The following is a 15,965-nucleotide window of genomic DNA, read 5'->3' on the forward strand; positions in this document are numbered from 1 at the left end:
TGGGTCAGCGGAAGGCGCCCAAGCCGGTGATGTGCTGGCCGAGGATCAGCGTGTGGACTTCGTCGGTGCCCTCATAGGTGCGCACCGATTCCAGGTTGGCCGCGTGCCGCAGGGGCGGGTAGTCCAGCGTGATCCCGTTGCCGCCCAGGATGGTTCGTGCGTCGCGGGCAATGCGGATGGCTTCGCGGACGTTGTTCAGCTTGCCCAGCGAGATCTGCTCCGGCCGCAGCACGCCGGCGTCTTTGAGCCGGCCCAGGTGCAGCGCCAGCAGCGTGCCCTTCTGGATCTCCACCAGCATGTTCACCAGCTTTTCCTGGGTCAGCTGGTAGCCGGCCAGCGGCTTGCCGAACTGGAGCCGCTCCTGAGAATACGCCAGTGCCGCCTGGTAGGAATCGCGGGCAGCGCCCATGGCACCCCAGGCGATGCCGTACCGCGCTTCGTTCAGGCAAGTGAACGGCCCGCGCAGGCCGCGCGCCGCCGGGAGCAGGGCCTCCGGACCCAGCCGGACGTCGTCGAACACCACATCACACTGGATGGACGCACGCATGGACAGCTTCTGCGCGATCGGCGTGGCGGTCACGCCAGGCGTTCCGGCCGGCACGAGGAAGCCGTGCACGCCGTCGTCCGTCATGGCCCACACCACCAGGACCCCCGCCACCGAAGCGAGCCCGATCCACCGCTTGGCCCCGTTCAGCACCCAGCCGGCGTCGTCACCGGACCCGTCGCGTCGGGCATAGGTGGTCATGGAGGAGGGATCGGAACCGGCGGTAGGTTCGGTCAGCGCAAAGCAGCCGATGACTTCCCCGGCGGCCATCCGGGGCAGCCACTCCTGCTTCTGGTCCTCCGAGCCCCACGTGTGGATGGCGGTCATGGCCAGCGAACCCTGCACCGAGACGAACGTGCGGATTCCGGAGTCCCCGGCTTCCAGTTCCATCGCCGCCAGGCCGTATTCGACGGCGGTCCGGCCGGGGCAGCCGTAGCCCTTCAAGTGCATCCCCAGGACCCCGAGCTCACCCAGTTCCGGTGCGAGCTCGAGGGGAAAGACGGCGTCCTCATACCAGCGGGCGATGTCCGGCCTGATGCGCTGGTCCGTGAAGTCCCGGACCTTCTGCCGGAGGGCCAGTTCGTCCGCCGTCAGCAGCGAGTCAAGGGCAAGGACGTCAGACGGGTCAGCTGTCACGGTTTCCCCACAAAGTAGGCCCGGGTGGCGGGCAGGAACCGGCAGACGACCGCGAGGACCACACCCAGGGCCAGGAGCACCACGCCGCTAACAAAGGCACCGCCGACGCCGAAGATCCGGGTATCGCCGTACGCCGGGTCCCACATCTGAACCGCTGAAACGAAGAAGGCACCGGTCAGCAGCAGCGCACCCACGAGCGGCAGGATGCCCCGGAACCACAGGTTGCGCGCCGACTGCCGGAGCGTATTCCGGAAGAACCAGAAGCAGGCAAAGCCGGTCAGGGCGTAGTAAAAGGCGATGAAGAGGCTGATGGCGCTGATGGAGTCCGAGAGCAGATTTTCGCTGAGGAAGCTCATGGCCACGTAGTAGGCAATGGCCGCGCCGCCCATCACCTGGGTGGAGAAACCCGGCGTCTGGTTCTTTGGGTGCACCTCGCCGAACTTGGCGGGCAGGGCGCCATGGACGCCCATGGACAGGGTGCCCCGGGCGGTGGGCAGGATGGTGGTCTGGGTGGAGGACAAGACGGAAGCCAGCACCGCGACGACGATCAGCCAGCCCCACGGGCCCAGCACCACGTCCTTCATGGCCAGGAAGACATCGTCCTGGTTCGCCTCGTTGCCGAGCCCGATTCCTTCCGTGCCCACCGTCGCGTACATCATCACCAGGAGCGCAACGGACACGTAGATGGCCACCAGGACGAACGCGGAGATCACGGCCCCGCGGCCCGGAGTGGTGGAGGGGTTCTCGGTTTCCTCGTTGACTGCCAGGCACGTGTCCCAGCCCCAATAGATAAACAGGGCCAGCAGGGCGCCGTGCACCACGGCACCCGGGTCCGCGAAAGCACCGGCGGGGTTGAACCACTCAAAATCGAAGGGCTGGATGGTGGTCTCGCCGCTGGCTGAACCCCTGATGATTCCCACCACGATGGCCACTGCGAAAATGCCCAGCGATATGTACTGCACATACGTCAGGACACGCTGCACGTGCTCGCCCAGGCGGATGCCGCGGTAATTGACCAGCGTCATCACGGCGATGAAGAGCACGCCGGTGGCGGTCACCAGTACTTTGTTTTCGGCCAGTGTGCCGTCACCCACCAGCAGCCACAGGTACTGGCCCGCCACCTGCGCGAGGTTGGCCAGGACGATGATGCCCGCGAGCGCGACACCCCAGCCGCCCAGCCAGCCCGCCCACGGTCCGAAGGCACGCCGGGACCAGGTGAATGTGGTGCCGCAGTCCGGGATAGCGCTGTTCAGTTCCCGGAAGGCGTAGGCGATGAACAGGACCGGGATAAAACCGATAAGCAGGATCAGGGGAGTGTAGTCCCCGTTCACTGCCACGATCAGTCCCAGGGTGGCGGCCAGCGAATACACCGGCGCGGTGGAGGCCAGGCCCAGCATGACGGAGTCGCCGAGGTCCAGGATGCCGGCCCGGAGTCCCTTGGCCGGGACGCCGGCGCCGGACGCTCCGCCCGGGCCTCCCGCCGTCGTGATCTCTGTGCTCATGCTGCCACCGGGGCCGGAAATGTCAGGGGGCTCATAGGGCGATACCTGCCTTGCTGGAATTGGCCGCGGCCGAGAGCGGGGCCGGGGCGTCAATGGTGTTGGGGACGAACCTGCAGAAATAGTCCGTGACCGGGCCGTCCGATTCGCGGATGCCGCAGCCCACGGATTCGCCGTCCACCACCCACAGGCCAAGGACGGGATGGTTGCCGTCGAAGTCCGGCAGCGGATGGTACTGCTGGTAGCACCAGCCTTCACGGCCGTAGCCGCCGGGCTGCTCAAGGTTGATGCCCTGGGCGTGGATCCGGATGTTGTCGCCTTCGCGGCCGTGCAGGGGCTTGGCCACCCACTCCGTCAAGGGACCGGGCTCGTTCAGGTATGCGGGGAGCAGGTTGGGATGCTCCGGATAGAGGTGCCACAGGGCGGCCAGGAGTGCTTTGTTGGAGAGCAGCATCTTCCAGGCCGGCTCCACCCAGCGGGGGTTGTGGGCGCGTTCGAGCAGGCGGTGGCCGAACGGTTCCTTCATCATCAGCTCCCACGGGTACAGCTTGAAGATGGTGCTGATCATGAAGTTGTCCAGGTCCACAAAGCGGTTCAGGTTGGGGTCCCAGCCGATATCGGACATGTTGATGCCGATGGTGGTCCAGCCGGCCTGGCTGGCGACGTCCCGCATGTAGGCGGCGGTCATCCAGTCCTCGCCGGACTCCTCAACTTCCGAGTGCGCAACGTGCAGGGTGCTCATGCCGGTGCGGAACTGGAACTTTTTCCACTGCCGGATCAGGGCTTCGTGGATGCCGTTCCACTGGTCCTTCCCAGGGAAGACGTCCTGCAGCCAGAACCATTGGGCGACGGCGGCCTCAATCAGTCCGGTGGGAGTGTCGGCGTTGTACTCCAGCATTTTGGCCGGGCCGCCCTGACCGTCGTAGATGAAGTCGAACCGGCCGTAGACGTCCACGTCAGCCGCCTGCAGGGAGGCCGCAGCCAGTTCCAGGGCCTGGGGACCGATGCCAATGTCCCCCATGGCCCCGGTGGCCAGGAACCGCGCTGCCTCCAGGCACATTTTGTGCATGTCCTCGGCGGCTACCTCAAGGGTTTCCACCTCGTCAGTGGTGAATTCGTAGTACGCGGACTCGTTCCAGTATTCGATCTTCCGCCCGTCGTCCATGGTGGTGGTGGAGAACACCAGGCCCTGTTCCTCGATCTTCTGCTTCCATCCGGGCCTGGGCTCGCTTAACAACCGCTTCACGCCTAACCCCCCGAGACTTTGCCGCCGCCGCCACTGGTACCGCTCTTCGCGGTAGTGCCGAATCCGCCCCGGCTCACAGTGCCGCCCTGGGTGCTGTACCCCGTGGACGCCTTCGCGCCACTGGGCACCGTCCTGGTGTAGCTGGGGGCAGTGGAGCGGTTCTGCCCCAAGGGCGGGACATAGGCGCCGCGGGAGAAGAAGTACCAGGCGTAGATCCCGCCGCCCCTCCCTGCGGAGCTGTTGCAATTGTTGTCGTCAACGCGCTCGCCGGTTTCATCGTTGAAGCAGACCTGCGCGTATTCGGGGTCGTCCTGGTTGCTTGCCACGACGGCGGTGATGGTTCCGGCGAGCAGTGCCGTGACGCCCAGTCCCACCACCACGGTACGCCGCTGGGAGCGCTTCTTCCGTGCGGCGGCCTCGTTGAGCTGCTTCTCGCGGTCCCGGGCGAACGGATCCACCGGGGTGACTGGCTGGTTCAGGAGGTCGGGACGCAGTTCAGGCTTGGGAACCTGCCAGGGGGGAGGTTTGGGCGCCCCGTCCCCGCCGGGAGCATCGCTCGGCTGGCCTGCCGCTTTGCCCGGGCCGGCTCCGGCATCGCTGCCGCCCGCGCCCTTGCCGGCGTCGCGTTGCGGCTCGCGCTCCGGATCTTTGTTCGGGTCCATGGCGTCCCCCTCAGTAGTCCACGTGAATTGGGCACAGCGCTGCACCCCCAATTGCAATCCTCGAATCAGCGTAATCCCTGCCGGCCCCGGCTGCGAGCAGATAGCCCGCAAGAACTCCCCACGGTGGCGGCGGCCGCCGCGGAAGGCTAAGGGATCCCTACACTGGTGCCATGGAAACCGCCTCAGTCCTTGCCGTCTGCCGTGTCCACCAGCTTGTCCCGGACTCTTCGAACGTGGGAGTCACGGCCATCGACAAGCGTGCGGTGGACGGGCCGGTGAAGGTGCACAAGCTGGGCCTCCAGGGCGACATCCAGGCCAACCGCGTCCATCACGGCGGACCGGACCAGGCCATCTACGCCTACTCCCAGGCCGACGCCGACTACTGGGCCGCGGAGCTGCAGCGCGAGCTCCCACCCGGAATCTTCGGCGAGAACCTCCGGGTGGCCGGAATTGACCCCACCAACGCCGTGATCGGGGAACGCTGGAAGATCGGCCTGGACGTGGAGGTCGAGGTCACTTCGCCCCGCACCCCCTGCGCCACGTTCCAGCGGCGGATGGGGGAGCCGCAGTTCGTTAAGCGGTTCACCGGCGAAGGACGCGTGGGTGCCTACCTCCGCGTCGTCAAGGTGGGCACCATCCGGGCCGGCGACCACATCCATAAGCTGTACGTCCCGAAGCACGGCGTCACGGTGGGCAAGTGGTTCAGCGAGCCGGACCGTGAGTCCATGGAGGCGTTGAAGGATGCCGAGGCCGACGGCGGGATCCGCCTTCAGCAGCCCGAGTTCAGGAAGAAGTTCGAGGCGCTGGAGCGGCAGCTGGCGCGGTAGGGGCCTGCAGCAGCGGCCGGACGGTGAGGCATGTGCGCAAGCTCACCGCCCGCCGTCGTACGCTCAATTTCCGCTGCGGCACCTGCGTACCTTACACTTGAATCATCCCCCACTCCGGAAATCCCTTATTCCTGCCCAATTTTTGAGGCAGGACTGGCAAGTGTTGGGGCCCGCAACTGTGATGCGGGCATTTTCATAGGGAGAGCCGGCTAAAGAAAACGCTGTACAGACTGCTGGGATAGCAGCCAAGAGATGCAGCGCGAAGTCCTGCCACGGGATTGCGAAAGCGCCGGACTTCTGTGACCGGCCGGTCAACGTTTGCCCGGCATCCACGGCACACGTACTGCGGCTCCGCTCACCTCGGGTAGTGCCGCCTGGCCCCCTATGGATGAGGAATATTTCCCTATGCCCGAAAATCAAAACGAAACCATCGACGCCCAGAACACCGGCGTCGAGACCGCAGCCGTCGAATTCACCGAGGCCGCTATCCCCGCAGCAGAGCCTGCTGAGCCCGCAGCCGAGACTTCCGCACCGGCAGTTGAAACTCCGGCCGTTGAGGCTCCCGCCGCCAAGGCTGAGGAATCCGAAGAGGACGGCGTGCGCTTCGCCGATCTCGGCATCGATGGCCGCGTCCTGGCTGCCCTGCAGGATGTTGGCTACGAGAAGCCCTCACCCATCCAGGCAGCCACCATCCCGCTGCTGCTCGAGGGCCGCGACGTGGTTGGCCTCGCCCAGACCGGCACCGGTAAGACTGCAGCATTCGCAGTACCGGCACTGTCCCGCCTGGCCGAACTCCACGACCTCAACGGCCCGTCCCGCAAGACCCAGGCCCTCGTGCTGGCCCCCACCCGTGAGCTCGCGCTCCAGGTGGCCGAGGCCTTCACCTCCTACGCCAAGCACATCGATGACTTCACCGTGCTGCCCGTGTACGGCGGTTCTGCTTACGGCCCCCAGCTGGCCGGCCTGCGCCGCGGCGCCCAGGTGGTTGTTGGTACCCCCGGCCGCGTGATCGACCACATCTCCAAGGGCTCCCTGGACCTCTCCGAGCTCCAGTACCTCGTGCTGGATGAAGCCGACGAAATGCTGCGTATGGGCTTCGCCGAAGACGTGGAGCAGATCTTCCAGCAGACCCCGTCTGACCGCCAGGTTGCGCTGTTCTCCGCCACCATGCCAAGCCAGATCCGCCGGATGTCCAAGCAGTACCTGAACAACCCGGCCGAGATCTCGGTGAAGTCCAAGACCACCACCGGCGCCAACACCCGCCAGCGGTACCTGCAGGTCATGGGCCCGCACAAGCTGGACGCGATGACCCGCATCCTCGAGGTGGAAGAGTTCGACGGCGTAATCGCCTTCGTGCGCACCAAGATGGCCACCGAGGACCTGGCTGACAAGCTGAAGTCCCGCGGTTTCCAGGCTGCAGCGATCAACGGTGACATTCCGCAGCAGCAGCGTGAACGCACCGTGGACGCGCTGAAGGAAGGCCGCATCGACATCCTCGTGGCCACAGACGTCGCCGCCCGTGGCCTGGACGTGGAACGCATCAGCCACGTGATCAACTACGACATCCCGCACGACACAGAGTCCTACGTCCACCGCATCGGCCGCACCGGCCGTGCAGGCCGTTCCGGTGACGCCATCCTGTTCATGACCCCGCGCGAGAAGTACCTGCTGCGTTCCATTGAGAAGGCCACCCGCCAGCCGGTGGAGCAGATGCACCTGCCGACCGCCGAGACTGTGAACACGCTGCGCCTGGGCAAGTTCGCCGAGCGCATCACGGAGACCCTGGCCTCCGAGGACGTCGCCCCGTTCCGTGACCTCATCGCCTCTTACGAGGAAGAGCACAACGTTCCGGCTTCGGAAATCGCGGCAGCCCTTGCCGTGATGGCGCAGGGCGGGCAGCCGCTGCTGGTCAAGGAACTGCCGGCAGCTCCCGAGTTCCAGAAGCGCGAGCGCTCCAAGGACGGCTTCGGCTCTCGCGGGCCTACCCGCACACTGACCGAAGGCAATGCCACCTATCGGATCGCCGTGGGACGCCGCCAGCGCGTCATGCCCGGTTCCATCGTGGGCGCTATCGCCAACGAAGGCGGCATCTCCTCGGCGCAGATCGGCGGGATCGACATCCGCTCGGACCACTCCCTGGTGGAGCTCCCAGCGGACCTCAGCCCCGAGCAGCTGCGTGCCCTGTCCCGCACCCGGATCGGCGGCGAGCTGATCCACCTCGAGCTGGACAACGGCCGCAAGCCCTCCGGTGACCGCGGCGCCTACCAGGGCGGCCGTGGCGGCGACCGTGGCGGCAACTTCAAGGGCAACGGCGGTTTCAAAAAGGAGTTCCGGAAGAACGACGGCGAACGCGGCTCCGCGGACCGCGGCGGCCGCTCGTACAGCGAGCGTTCGGAGCGCAGCTTTAGTGCCGACAGCGGTTCCAGCCGCGGCCAGGCCAGCGACTCCCGCTTCGGCGGCCACGGCGACGGCTCCCGCAAGCCCCGCCACGGCAACGAGGGCGGCCAGCGCGACTTCAACCGCAAGGGCAAGTGGTAAACCCGTCAGCTTCTAATTGACCGATTTCCCCCGATGGGCCGGCTTTCGAGCCGGCCCATCGGCGTTTAACTGGTATGGCAGGATGTGGGACTCGACACATCGGGGCCTTCGAACGGCGCAATAGCCTGCCGCAGCCCTGGTCCCGGCGGTTTCCCGCACGCCCGTAGATCCCAGCACTGGCGCGGAAAATGGCGGAAATTGCAGGGCGAAATGCAAGTGTTGCACCGCCCCCGAACCGCCCCGGAGCCCGATTTGTTGGTGATGAAATCTTCCGGTAGAGTATTTACTCGTTGCCCCCCTAGCTCAGTGGTAGAGCGCGTTCTTGGTAAGAACGAGGTCACCGGATCGATTCCGGTGGGGGGCTCTGGATGAGGGCCTGTGTCAAGGCGGTTTTGACCGGCTTGGCGCAGGTTTTTCTCATTCGTGGCGGTGTAGCTCAGTTGGTTAGAGCGCACGACTCATAATCGTGAGGTCGGGAGATCGAGCCTCCCCACCGCTACAGGCTAAGCCCCCGGAATCCCCCGAGATTCCGGGGGCTTTCCTGTTTGCAGGCAAGCCCCCTCCCAGGGTTATAGGACAAAACGTGTGTAATTCGCGGGTGTGTCATGTGCGGCCTGCCCATCCTTTGCGGTGCCAGAGGCCTTCGTCTGCGCTGAGTCCGGTGCTGTAGAGCTCGGGTCCGGGTTTCTGCTCGACCATGGTCCCGGCTTCGGTCTCGGTTGGACGGTAATGCTCGGTTTTGATGAGTTTGGCCGGTGGTAGGGGTTGTTCGCTGTGGAGGTAGAGGTACCACTCGATCGCGCGTTTGCGGTGCTCTTCGCTCATGCCGCGGTGGGCCCGCAGCAGCAACCGGAGTTGGGCGTTGGTGCCGCCTTCGATGCGGTTGGTCGTTGAGGCGATCTGCAGCCCGGCGAACTCAGCGCGCAGGTAGGTGAAAAGTGTGCCGGCTTGGCTGAGTCGTTCCAGCAGCCGGTAGGCCTTACGGAGCCTGTCGTGGGTGTACCACCAGGCCTGATTCGCCCTGACCCAGCCCGGCACAATGGCACTGCCGCTCCGGTAGGTGCGGGCTTTGACCAGGTGTCCGTAACTCTGATGCCAGTCGTTCAACCCGCCCAGCCACGCGGCGGCCTCGTCCGCGGTCGTGATCCTCGTCAGGGCCCTTCCTAGCCGCAGTAGCGCCTTGCCCGCTTCAGTCCTGGGACGGCCTGTCAGGTAGGTCCGGACGTTCCGTTGGACGTGGACCAGACACCGTTGAACCGCGGTCTCACTCCAGCACTCGGACAGGGCCGCTGCGATCCCTGAGCCGCCATCGGTGACCACGACGGTGGGGGCGGGGAACCGGGCGAGCAGGGCAGCCCACGCGGCCTTCTTCTCGGTATCGCACCACTGCCAACCCAGCACGTGATCCCCGGCCACAGCGATCAGGCAGCACCACGAGCCGACATAGATCCCGTCGACCTGAATCTGGTCATGGACCTCGCCCGTGACCGGAATCTCGGGGGCGATGTTCCAGCACCATCCGGTGCGGCGCGGAAAGAACGGGCCGTGCCGAATGAGGTTGCCGCGGACTGATTCGCCGTGCCTAGCAGCCAGCCCAGAAATGCGTCCAATTCAGCCCGGCGGCTCACATCAGAACGCTCACTCGAGCGGCTTGCTCCGCACTCCAGACACCGGTACCGCTGTTTGCCGGCGGCTGTTTTCCCGTTCCGAACCAGCCCGCGGCCACAAATCAAACATTCCAGAGATATGCAAGCACCCCAGCCACCCTAAGCTTCAAAAGCTTAGCTATCCCGGATTTCCCGCGCGCTTACTGGGAAGCAAGCCCCTCCCATACACACGTTTTGTCCTATAACCCCCCTCCCACACACTCGTTTGCCCTAATACCCGTATTGTGCGCTTTGCCATGCCCCCTAAATCAAGTGAGGGCCTTACCCTTGGCTTGCCCGGGTACTAGCATTCGAATTATCGCCGCGCCACGCGCCAGTCGTTAGTTAGGGCGGCGTATGACACTGCCAACAGACCTAGAGGCCCGTTCATCAGTGCAGCAATGGTCGCTGTGCTTCCCGCCCGGCAAGTTCCCAGCGCACCTGACTCAGTCTGAGATTTCTAGAAATCGGAACGCGATGAATCCGCTCAAGACAAATACAAAGCAACAGTATTCCCCAAAGCGCCGTCGCCGCGGCCGGACGTTCGGCGGCTGGCTTTGGCTACTCCTAAGGTTGATGCTCACGTCGAAGTCTGTTGCGGGGCTGGCGGCGGCCGGGCTGATTGTGGGGCTCACCGCTCCCGTCGCGAGTGCGGCTGTAGTCCAGGTGCCTGCAACGGTCGAAACGGCCCCGATACCCGGAACGCCGGACGCCGCGGACGATCCGGCCATCTGGATCCATCCCACCGACCCCTCGAAGAGCACCATCATCGGCACGGACAAGAGCAGGGACGGGCACGGTCTCGTCGTCTACGACCTGTCCGGACGGCAGCTGTTCTACTACCCCGACGGGCGGATGAACAACGTTGATGTTCGCTACAACTTCCCTCTCGGCGGCAGCCGCGTAGGCCTGGTGGGTGTCTCGAACCGGGAACGGAGCCTTGATTTTTACAAAGTCAACGATTCGGACGGCTCACTGACCAAGGCCGGCAGCTTCTTGCCCACCGCCAGCATTGCGACGCCCCGCGGGTTCTCCTTCTACCACTCACCCGACACCGGCAAATACTTCGCCTATGTCACGGATGTCGGCAAGGTGGAGCAGTGGGAACTTGATGGCTCCTCGGGATCAGTCACCGGCCGGCTCGTGCGCAGCTGGACGGTGAGCGGTCCTGCCCACACCGAGGGCCTGGTGGCCGATGACGAGATGAAGCGGCTGTACATTGCGCAGGAGGACATCGGCGGAATCTGGCGCTACGGAGCCGAACCCGGGGACCCGACCGCCGGAACGAGAGTTGTCAGCACCACCGAGAACGGCGGCGACATCATCCAGGACATCAAGGGCATCAGCATTTACTACGGAAGCGGGGGCGCCGGCTACCTGCTGGCGGCCAGTCAGGGCTCCAACCGATTCCACATCTATAGCCGCGATGACAACCGACCATTGGGCGCCTTTGCCATCCCCGCCGGGAACGGGATCGATGCTGTCACCGGTATGGACGGCATAGACGTCACCAACTTCGGCGTCGGCGGTCCCTTCCCCCAGGGTTTTTTCGTCACCCAGGACACTGCCAACGAACAACGCCAGAACTTCAAAGCGGTTCCGTGGCAGTCCATCGCAGCCGCCTACTCACCTGCTCTGCTCGTCGATGCGGCTTACGATCCGCGCAAAATTGGAGCCGGGACCGCAACCCCCACTCCGCCTGACACCACTATCACTAGCAAGCCGGCCAACCCGACGGCCTCAACATCGGCCCAATTCAGCTTCACCTCGACATCGGCCAGCGCCACCTTCGCCTGCGCGCTCGACACCACATCGTTCACAAATTGCGTAAGTCCGGTCTCCTACTCCGGGTTGGCGAGCGGCACGCATACCTTCCAGGTTCGTGCCTCTGACCAGAACGGCGTTGACGCGACCCCCGCGGTCTATACATGGACGGTGGGCACCACGCCTCCGCCTACAGACACCACGCCCCCTGAGACGGCAATTAGCTCGGGACCACCTGCAACAACAACATCGACCAGCGCCATCTTCGCCTTCACCTCAAGTGAAGCCAATTCGACGTTCCAGTGCAGCCTTGACGGTGCTCCGCGCGCCGCATGCACCTCGCCCCAGACCTACACCGGATTGTCCAACGCATCCCATACGTTCGCTGTCGTGGCCACCGACGCAGCGGGTAACGCCGATGCCACGCCGGCGACTCAGACCTGGACAGTGGCCCCCAGTGACCCCGGCGGCAGCAGCGGCATCGTCCGGGAGTCGGTGAGTCAGGCGGTGAACACCACGGCCACCACCACGCTCACAGTTCCCAAGCCGGCCAATGTCGGCCAAGGTGATCTGCTCGTTAGCTGTCTCGCCCTGAACGGCGGCACAGTCGCAGCGACCGGTGTGCCTGCCGGGTGGACACGGATAGCAGCCGTGACCACCATCGCAAACCCGAAAGTCTATGGTTACTACAAGGTGGCCACTGCGTCCGAGCCTGCGAGCTATTCCTGGATGACAACTTCGACGACGAGCGGCGCGGGTATCGCGAGGTACTCCGGCGCCTCAGGGCTCGACGGAGTCGCTACGTCGGCGACAGGCGCTGCAGCATCCTCGGGAGCAGTCCCAGCAGTAACAACCACGGCCGCGAACGCGATGCTCGTCGGATGCATGAGCGTCAACTCCAGCTCCGTGACGCTCACTTCACCCTCCGGAATGACCCAGGCCGTCGAGGCCGGTGCCCGCCGCTTTGAAGTCGCTGATGGCGTCCAGGCGGTCGCGGGACCAAGCGGTGCGAAGACGTGGACCTTCAGTGCCGCACGCGAGTTCGCCGGGTGGATGGTGGCGCTTCGACCCAAGACACCTTAACTGCAGATAGCCCCCTGAATTCACTAAGTTCCAGGGGGCTCTCTGTTTCTACGCACGCCAAAGCAGCAACCAATGGACTTCCGTGGCAGCCGGGGCGGAAATTCTGCCCCGGCCAGCCCCTGCGTGACAAGCTCCCCGTTTCGCCGTAGCTTTGCGGCATCTGAGGGATGGGGAAACGTATGGGCTTTCTTGACGAAATCATGGTTCCGTTCCGGTGGCTGGTGTCCGCCATCATGGTTGGGTTCCATGACAGGCTGGGCGCCTTGGGCCTGCCGGCGGCCAGCGGCTGGACGTGGACCCTGTCCATCATCGGGCTGGTACTGGTGATCCGGGCCGCCCTAATTCCGATTTTCCTGCAGCAAGTGAAAGCCCAACGCCGGATGCGGCTGCTGCAGCCGGACCTGATGAAGCTGCAGGAAAAATACCAGGGCAAAACAGACGCGGTCTCCCGCCAGGCAATGGCCCGGGAACAGATGGAGTTGTACAAAAAGCACGGGACCAACCCCTTCTCGGCATGCCTGCCCCTGCTGATCCAGCTGCCCTTCTTCCTCGCGCTGTTCCAGGTCCTGTCCGGCATCAGCACACTTGCCCGCCAGGGCCAGGGAATTGGTGCCATGAGCCGCGACCTGGTGGTGCAGTTCGACCAGTCCGGCATCTTCGGCGCCCCGCTCACCGCATCGGTATTGCACGGCGGCGGGGACCAGGCCGCCGTCGTGATCCTGACCGTCGTGATGATCCTTGCCATGACCGCGGCACAGTTCCTCACCCAAAGGCTGATCCTCGCGCGGAATGCGTCCACAGGGACGCCGGAACCGCCTTTTATGCGGCAGCAGAAGATCCTGCTCTACAGCCTGCCGCTCGTGTTCGGCCTGGGCGGCATCCTCTTCCCTATCGGCGTCCTGATCTACTGGACCGTGACAAATATCTGGACCCTGGCCCAGCAGTTCTTCGTCCGTGAGCGGCAGCCCGCGGGCGGTGACGGCCAGCCGGACGCGTCGTAGGGGCCCTGCCCTTACGCAAAGCCACCCGCACCGGCAGAATGGGCGGATGGGCGAGCTCATCTACTCCGGCATCATCTCTTTGGACGGCTACCTCGCGGACAGCCAGGGCAACTTTGACTGGAGCGCACCGGACGAGGAAGTCCACGCCTTCGTAAACGACCTGGAGCGCGACGCCGGCACGTACCTTTTCGGGCGGCGCATGTACGAGGTCATGTCCGTATGGGACACGATGGGCGGGCCCGAGGATCCGCCGGTCATCCAGGATTTTGCCCGGATCTGGCGCGGGGCAGACAAGGTTGTCTACTCCTCTTCGCTCGCCCATGCCACCACTGCCCGCACCCGTGTGGAGCGCAGCTTCAACCCCGATGCCGTGCGGGAGCTGAAGGCCGGCACGGACCGGAATATCGGCATTAGCGGTGCCACCCTCGCCGCCGCCGCGCTCCGTGCCGGGCTGGTGGACGAGTGCCAGCTCTTCGTCAACCCGGTGGCGGTGGGAGGCGGTTTGCGGTACCTGCCGGACGAACTTAACCTGCGGCTCGACCTCCTCGACGAGCACCGGTTCGGCAACGGCGTGGTGTACCTCCGCTACCGCTGCCTGGGCTAAAGGGCAGAATGGGGGACATGACACGCATCGCAATTATCGGCGGCCACGGCAAAGTGGCCCTCCACCTGTCCACCCTGCTGGCGGAAGAAGGCCACGCCGTCACCTCGTTCATCCGCAACCCGGACCATGCCGCCGACGTAGCGGAAACGGGCGCCACGCCGTCGGTCCTTGACGTGGAGAATTCGACGACGGCGGCCCTCGCCGATGCCCTGCAGGGCCACGACGCCGTGGTCTGGTCAGCCGGTGCAGGCGGGGGGAATCCGGACAGGACGTACGCTGTGGACCGGGATGCCGCCATCCGCTCCATGGACGCGGCAGGGCAGGCCGGCGTCAACCGTTACGTGATGGTGTCCTACCTGGGCGCCCGCAAGGACCACGGTGTGCCGGCGGACCACGGCTTTTTCGCCTACGCCGAAGCCAAGGCAGCGGCGGACGAATACCTGCGCAGCACTGGCCTTGCCTGGACCATCCTGGGTCCGGGTGGACTCACGGACAAGCCGGGCACGGGCATGATCGCTGTGGATCCTGATCCTGCGGGGGAGCGGGCAACGTCGCGCAGCAACACTGCCATCGTTGCGGCAGCGGTGCTGGACCTGCCACAAACGGCAGGGAAGACCATTGAATTCTGCGACGGTTCGCTGCCTGTCGCGGCGGCGCTGGAGTCGCTTAGCTGAGCGGTGCCGCCAGTGCCAGGTCCAGGGAGTGCCTCTCCACGTAGTCAAGGGCGGCGCGGACAGCACCCACGGTGACAATCGAGTCGCCCAGCGGTGAGACCGCCACCCGCGGGGGTGTGGCAGTAAGCTCAGTCAGCCGCCGGCCGATGGGTTCCAGCAGGACGCCGGCGGAGTTGGCCACTGCGCCGCCGATCACCACCAGCTCCGGGTTCAGCAACGTGGATACCGCGCCGATGATGCGGGCCAACCTGTCAGCCAGGCGGTCAAGGATGTCCAGTGCCACTTCATCCCCGCCGGCGGCGGCGGCGAACACCTGCTCTGCCTCGACCCCGCCGGAGGCATGGGCCCGGAGGGATGTCCCGGCGTTGCCCGCCAGCGCCTCGGCGGCCCAGGTCCTGGCAAGGCTCGCGATCCCGTAGGTGTCGCCCACGCCCTGGACATGCTCGAGGAACGCGAGTTCGCCGGCGCCGCCACGGCTGCCGTGAAGCAGCCGCCCGCCGTCGACCACTCCCGCGCCGAAGCGTTCGCTGGCAAGGATCACCACGACGTCGTCGATCCCGGCGGCCGCGCCCTGCCACCGTTCGCCCAGGGCGGCCAGGTTGGCGTCGTTTTCCAGCAGTACCGTCCAGCCGTGGCGGTCCCGCAGCGCCGACTTCAGCCCGACGTCGAACAATCCCCAGAAGTGCTGGGCGGCCAGCACGTCCCCGTTGCGGTCCACCGGTGCGGCGATGCCGGCGCAGGCAGCGAGCACGGCTTCCGGGGAGGCGCCCGCCTGGTCCAAGGCCGCCAGGGCGGCGCGGTCGATGACCGAGATGCGCTCTTCGGCGGAAATTTCCGCTTCCGCAAACGGCTGGCTTGACCTGCCGAGCGTGTTGCCCCGAAGATCCGATACCACCACAGTTGCCTTGGAAACGCCCACGTCCATGCCGAGGACGCACCCGGCGCGCTCGTTGAGCTCGAACCGCCTGGCCGGGCGCCCCTTCTGGTAGTCGCCGAAGGCGCGCTGGTTCTCCAGTTCCCGGATCCAGCCCCGATCCTTAAGGTCTTCGCACACGGCGATGGCGGTGGCCCGCGTCAGACCGGTTGCCTCCATGACCTCGGTGACCGTGACCACGGTGGCGGAGCGCATGAATTCCAGGACTGCACCGGCGCTCACCCGGCGCAACAACTGCGGGGTGGCAGCGGTGGTTTCAGCCATGCTGTTGACCTTTCTGCGGATCGCGCCAGATAATACTTGGGCA

12 protein-coding genes, 2 tRNA genes and 1 pseudogene are annotated in these 15,965 nt (G+C 65.4%); 8 read left to right on the top strand and 7 right to left on the bottom strand.

Annotated features, from left to right (window positions below; all coding sequences use genetic code 11):
• Positions 1 to 4 precede the first annotated feature (4 nt).
• The 4 genes from QRN11_RS03780 to QRN11_RS03795 are packed head-to-tail and all read right to left on the bottom strand — an operon-like array spanning position 5 to position 4,587.
• Complete coding sequence (locus QRN11_RS03780; protein WP_285249938.1) at positions 5 to 1,180, bottom strand: acyl-CoA dehydrogenase family protein; 1,176 nt, start codon at positions 1,178 to 1,180, stop codon at positions 5 to 7.
• A complete protein-coding gene (locus tag QRN11_RS03785; RefSeq protein ID WP_285249939.1) occupies positions 1,177 to 2,682 on the bottom strand; it encodes an APC family permease in 1,506 nt (501 codons plus the stop codon). Before QRN11_RS03785 ends, QRN11_RS03780 begins: the two co-directional genes overlap by 4 nt.
• Before the next feature lie 31 nt (positions 2,683 to 2,713).
• On the bottom strand, positions 2,714 to 3,925 hold the full coding sequence (locus tag QRN11_RS03790; protein WP_285249940.1) for a glutathionylspermidine synthase family protein: 1,212 nt from the start codon (positions 3,923 to 3,925) through the stop codon (positions 2,714 to 2,716).
• 2 nt (positions 3,926 to 3,927) lie between these two features.
• Positions 3,928 to 4,587 carry a Tat pathway signal protein gene (locus tag QRN11_RS03795; RefSeq protein WP_285249941.1) on the bottom strand — a complete coding sequence of 220 codons (660 nt, stop codon included), beginning with the start codon at positions 4,585 to 4,587 and terminating at the stop codon, positions 3,928 to 3,930.
• 170 nt (positions 4,588 to 4,757) lie between these two features.
• On the opposite strand from QRN11_RS03795, the gene QRN11_RS03800 reads away from it, so the two are divergent.
• The 4 genes from QRN11_RS03800 to QRN11_RS03815 all read left to right on the top strand — a co-directional run bounded on the left by QRN11_RS03800 (position 4,758) and on the right by QRN11_RS03815 (position 8,451).
• Positions 4,758 to 5,414, top strand: coding sequence for an MOSC domain-containing protein (locus QRN11_RS03800; RefSeq protein ID WP_285249942.1), 657 nt, complete (start codon positions 4,758 to 4,760; stop codon positions 5,412 to 5,414).
• 405 nt (positions 5,415 to 5,819) lie between these two features.
• Positions 5,820 to 7,952, top strand: a complete 2,133-nt coding sequence (locus QRN11_RS03805; protein ID WP_285249943.1) for a DEAD/DEAH box helicase — start codon at positions 5,820 to 5,822, stop codon at positions 7,950 to 7,952.
• Positions 7,953 to 8,244: 292 nt separating this feature from the next.
• Positions 8,245 to 8,316 (top strand) — tRNA-Thr (locus QRN11_RS03810).
• Positions 8,317 to 8,377: 61 nt separating this feature from the next.
• A tRNA-Met gene (locus QRN11_RS03815) sits at positions 8,378 to 8,451 on the top strand.
• Between the two features lie 104 nt (positions 8,452 to 8,555).
• Here QRN11_RS03815 and QRN11_RS03820 read toward each other — a convergent pair.
• Entirely contained in the window at positions 8,556 to 9,563 is a 1,008-nt protein-coding gene (locus QRN11_RS03820) for an IS1249 family transposase (RefSeq protein ID WP_350223966.1), read from the bottom strand.
• Positions 9,564 to 9,613: 50 nt separating this feature from the next.
• A pseudogene (locus QRN11_RS22620) lies at positions 9,614 to 9,685 on the bottom strand (IS1/IS1595 family N-terminal zinc-binding domain-containing protein); the annotation flags it as partial.
• Positions 9,686 to 10,174: 489 nt separating this feature from the next.
• Here QRN11_RS22620 and QRN11_RS03825 point away from each other — a divergent pair.
• The 4 genes from QRN11_RS03825 to QRN11_RS03840 all read left to right on the top strand — a co-directional run bounded on the left by QRN11_RS03825 (position 10,175) and on the right by QRN11_RS03840 (position 14,724).
• Positions 10,175 to 12,445: a phytase gene (locus tag QRN11_RS03825; protein WP_285249944.1), complete on the top strand. Its 2,271-nt coding sequence runs from the start codon at positions 10,175 to 10,177 to the stop codon at positions 12,443 to 12,445.
• Positions 12,446 to 12,624: 179 nt separating this feature from the next.
• Positions 12,625 to 13,446, top strand: a complete 822-nt coding sequence (yidC, locus tag QRN11_RS03830; protein ID WP_285249945.1) for a membrane protein insertase YidC — start codon at positions 12,625 to 12,627, stop codon at positions 13,444 to 13,446.
• Between the two features lie 46 nt (positions 13,447 to 13,492).
• Positions 13,493 to 14,050: a dihydrofolate reductase family protein gene (locus QRN11_RS03835; RefSeq protein ID WP_285249946.1), complete on the top strand. Its 558-nt coding sequence runs from the start codon at positions 13,493 to 13,495 to the stop codon at positions 14,048 to 14,050.
• 17 nt (positions 14,051 to 14,067) lie between these two features.
• On the top strand, positions 14,068 to 14,724 hold the full coding sequence (locus QRN11_RS03840) for an SDR family oxidoreductase (protein WP_285249947.1): 657 nt from the start codon (positions 14,068 to 14,070) through the stop codon (positions 14,722 to 14,724).
• On the opposite strand, the gene QRN11_RS03845 is transcribed toward QRN11_RS03840, so the two are convergent.
• Positions 14,717 to 15,922, bottom strand: coding sequence for an ROK family protein (locus QRN11_RS03845; RefSeq protein ID WP_285249948.1), 1,206 nt, complete (start codon positions 15,920 to 15,922; stop codon positions 14,717 to 14,719). The two genes, QRN11_RS03840 and QRN11_RS03845, sit on opposite strands and share 8 nt — an antisense overlap.
• Positions 15,923 to 15,965 lie beyond the last annotated feature (43 nt).

The organism is Pseudarthrobacter sp. fls2-241-R2A-168 (assembly GCF_030209335.1).
GTDB lineage: Bacteria > Actinomycetota > Actinomycetes > Actinomycetales > Micrococcaceae > Arthrobacter.

Excerpts from the sequence above, each read along its gene's own strand:
- QRN11_RS03785 (WP_285249939.1), bottom strand. The coding sequence starts at position 2,682 with ATGAGCACAGAGATCACGACGGCGGGAGGCCCGGGCGGAGCGTCCGGC.
- QRN11_RS03795 (WP_285249941.1), bottom strand. The coding sequence starts at position 4,587 with ATGGACCCGAACAAAGATCCGGAGCGCGAGCCGCAACGCGACGCCGGC.
- QRN11_RS03800 (WP_285249942.1), top strand. The coding sequence starts at position 4,758 with ATGGAAACCGCCTCAGTCCTTGCCGTCTGCCGTGTCCACCAGCTTGTC.
- QRN11_RS03805 (WP_285249943.1), top strand. The coding sequence starts at position 5,820 with ATGCCCGAAAATCAAAACGAAACCATCGACGCCCAGAACACCGGCGTC.
- QRN11_RS03825 (WP_285249944.1), top strand. The coding sequence starts at position 10,175 with ATGCTCACGTCGAAGTCTGTTGCGGGGCTGGCGGCGGCCGGGCTGATT.
- yidC (WP_285249945.1), top strand. The coding sequence starts at position 12,625 with ATGGGCTTTCTTGACGAAATCATGGTTCCGTTCCGGTGGCTGGTGTCC.
- QRN11_RS03835 (WP_285249946.1), top strand. The coding sequence starts at position 13,493 with ATGGGCGAGCTCATCTACTCCGGCATCATCTCTTTGGACGGCTACCTC.
- QRN11_RS03840 (WP_285249947.1), top strand. The coding sequence starts at position 14,068 with ATGACACGCATCGCAATTATCGGCGGCCACGGCAAAGTGGCCCTCCAC.
- QRN11_RS03845 (WP_285249948.1), bottom strand. The coding sequence starts at position 15,922 with ATGGCTGAAACCACCGCTGCCACCCCGCAGTTGTTGCGCCGGGTGAGC.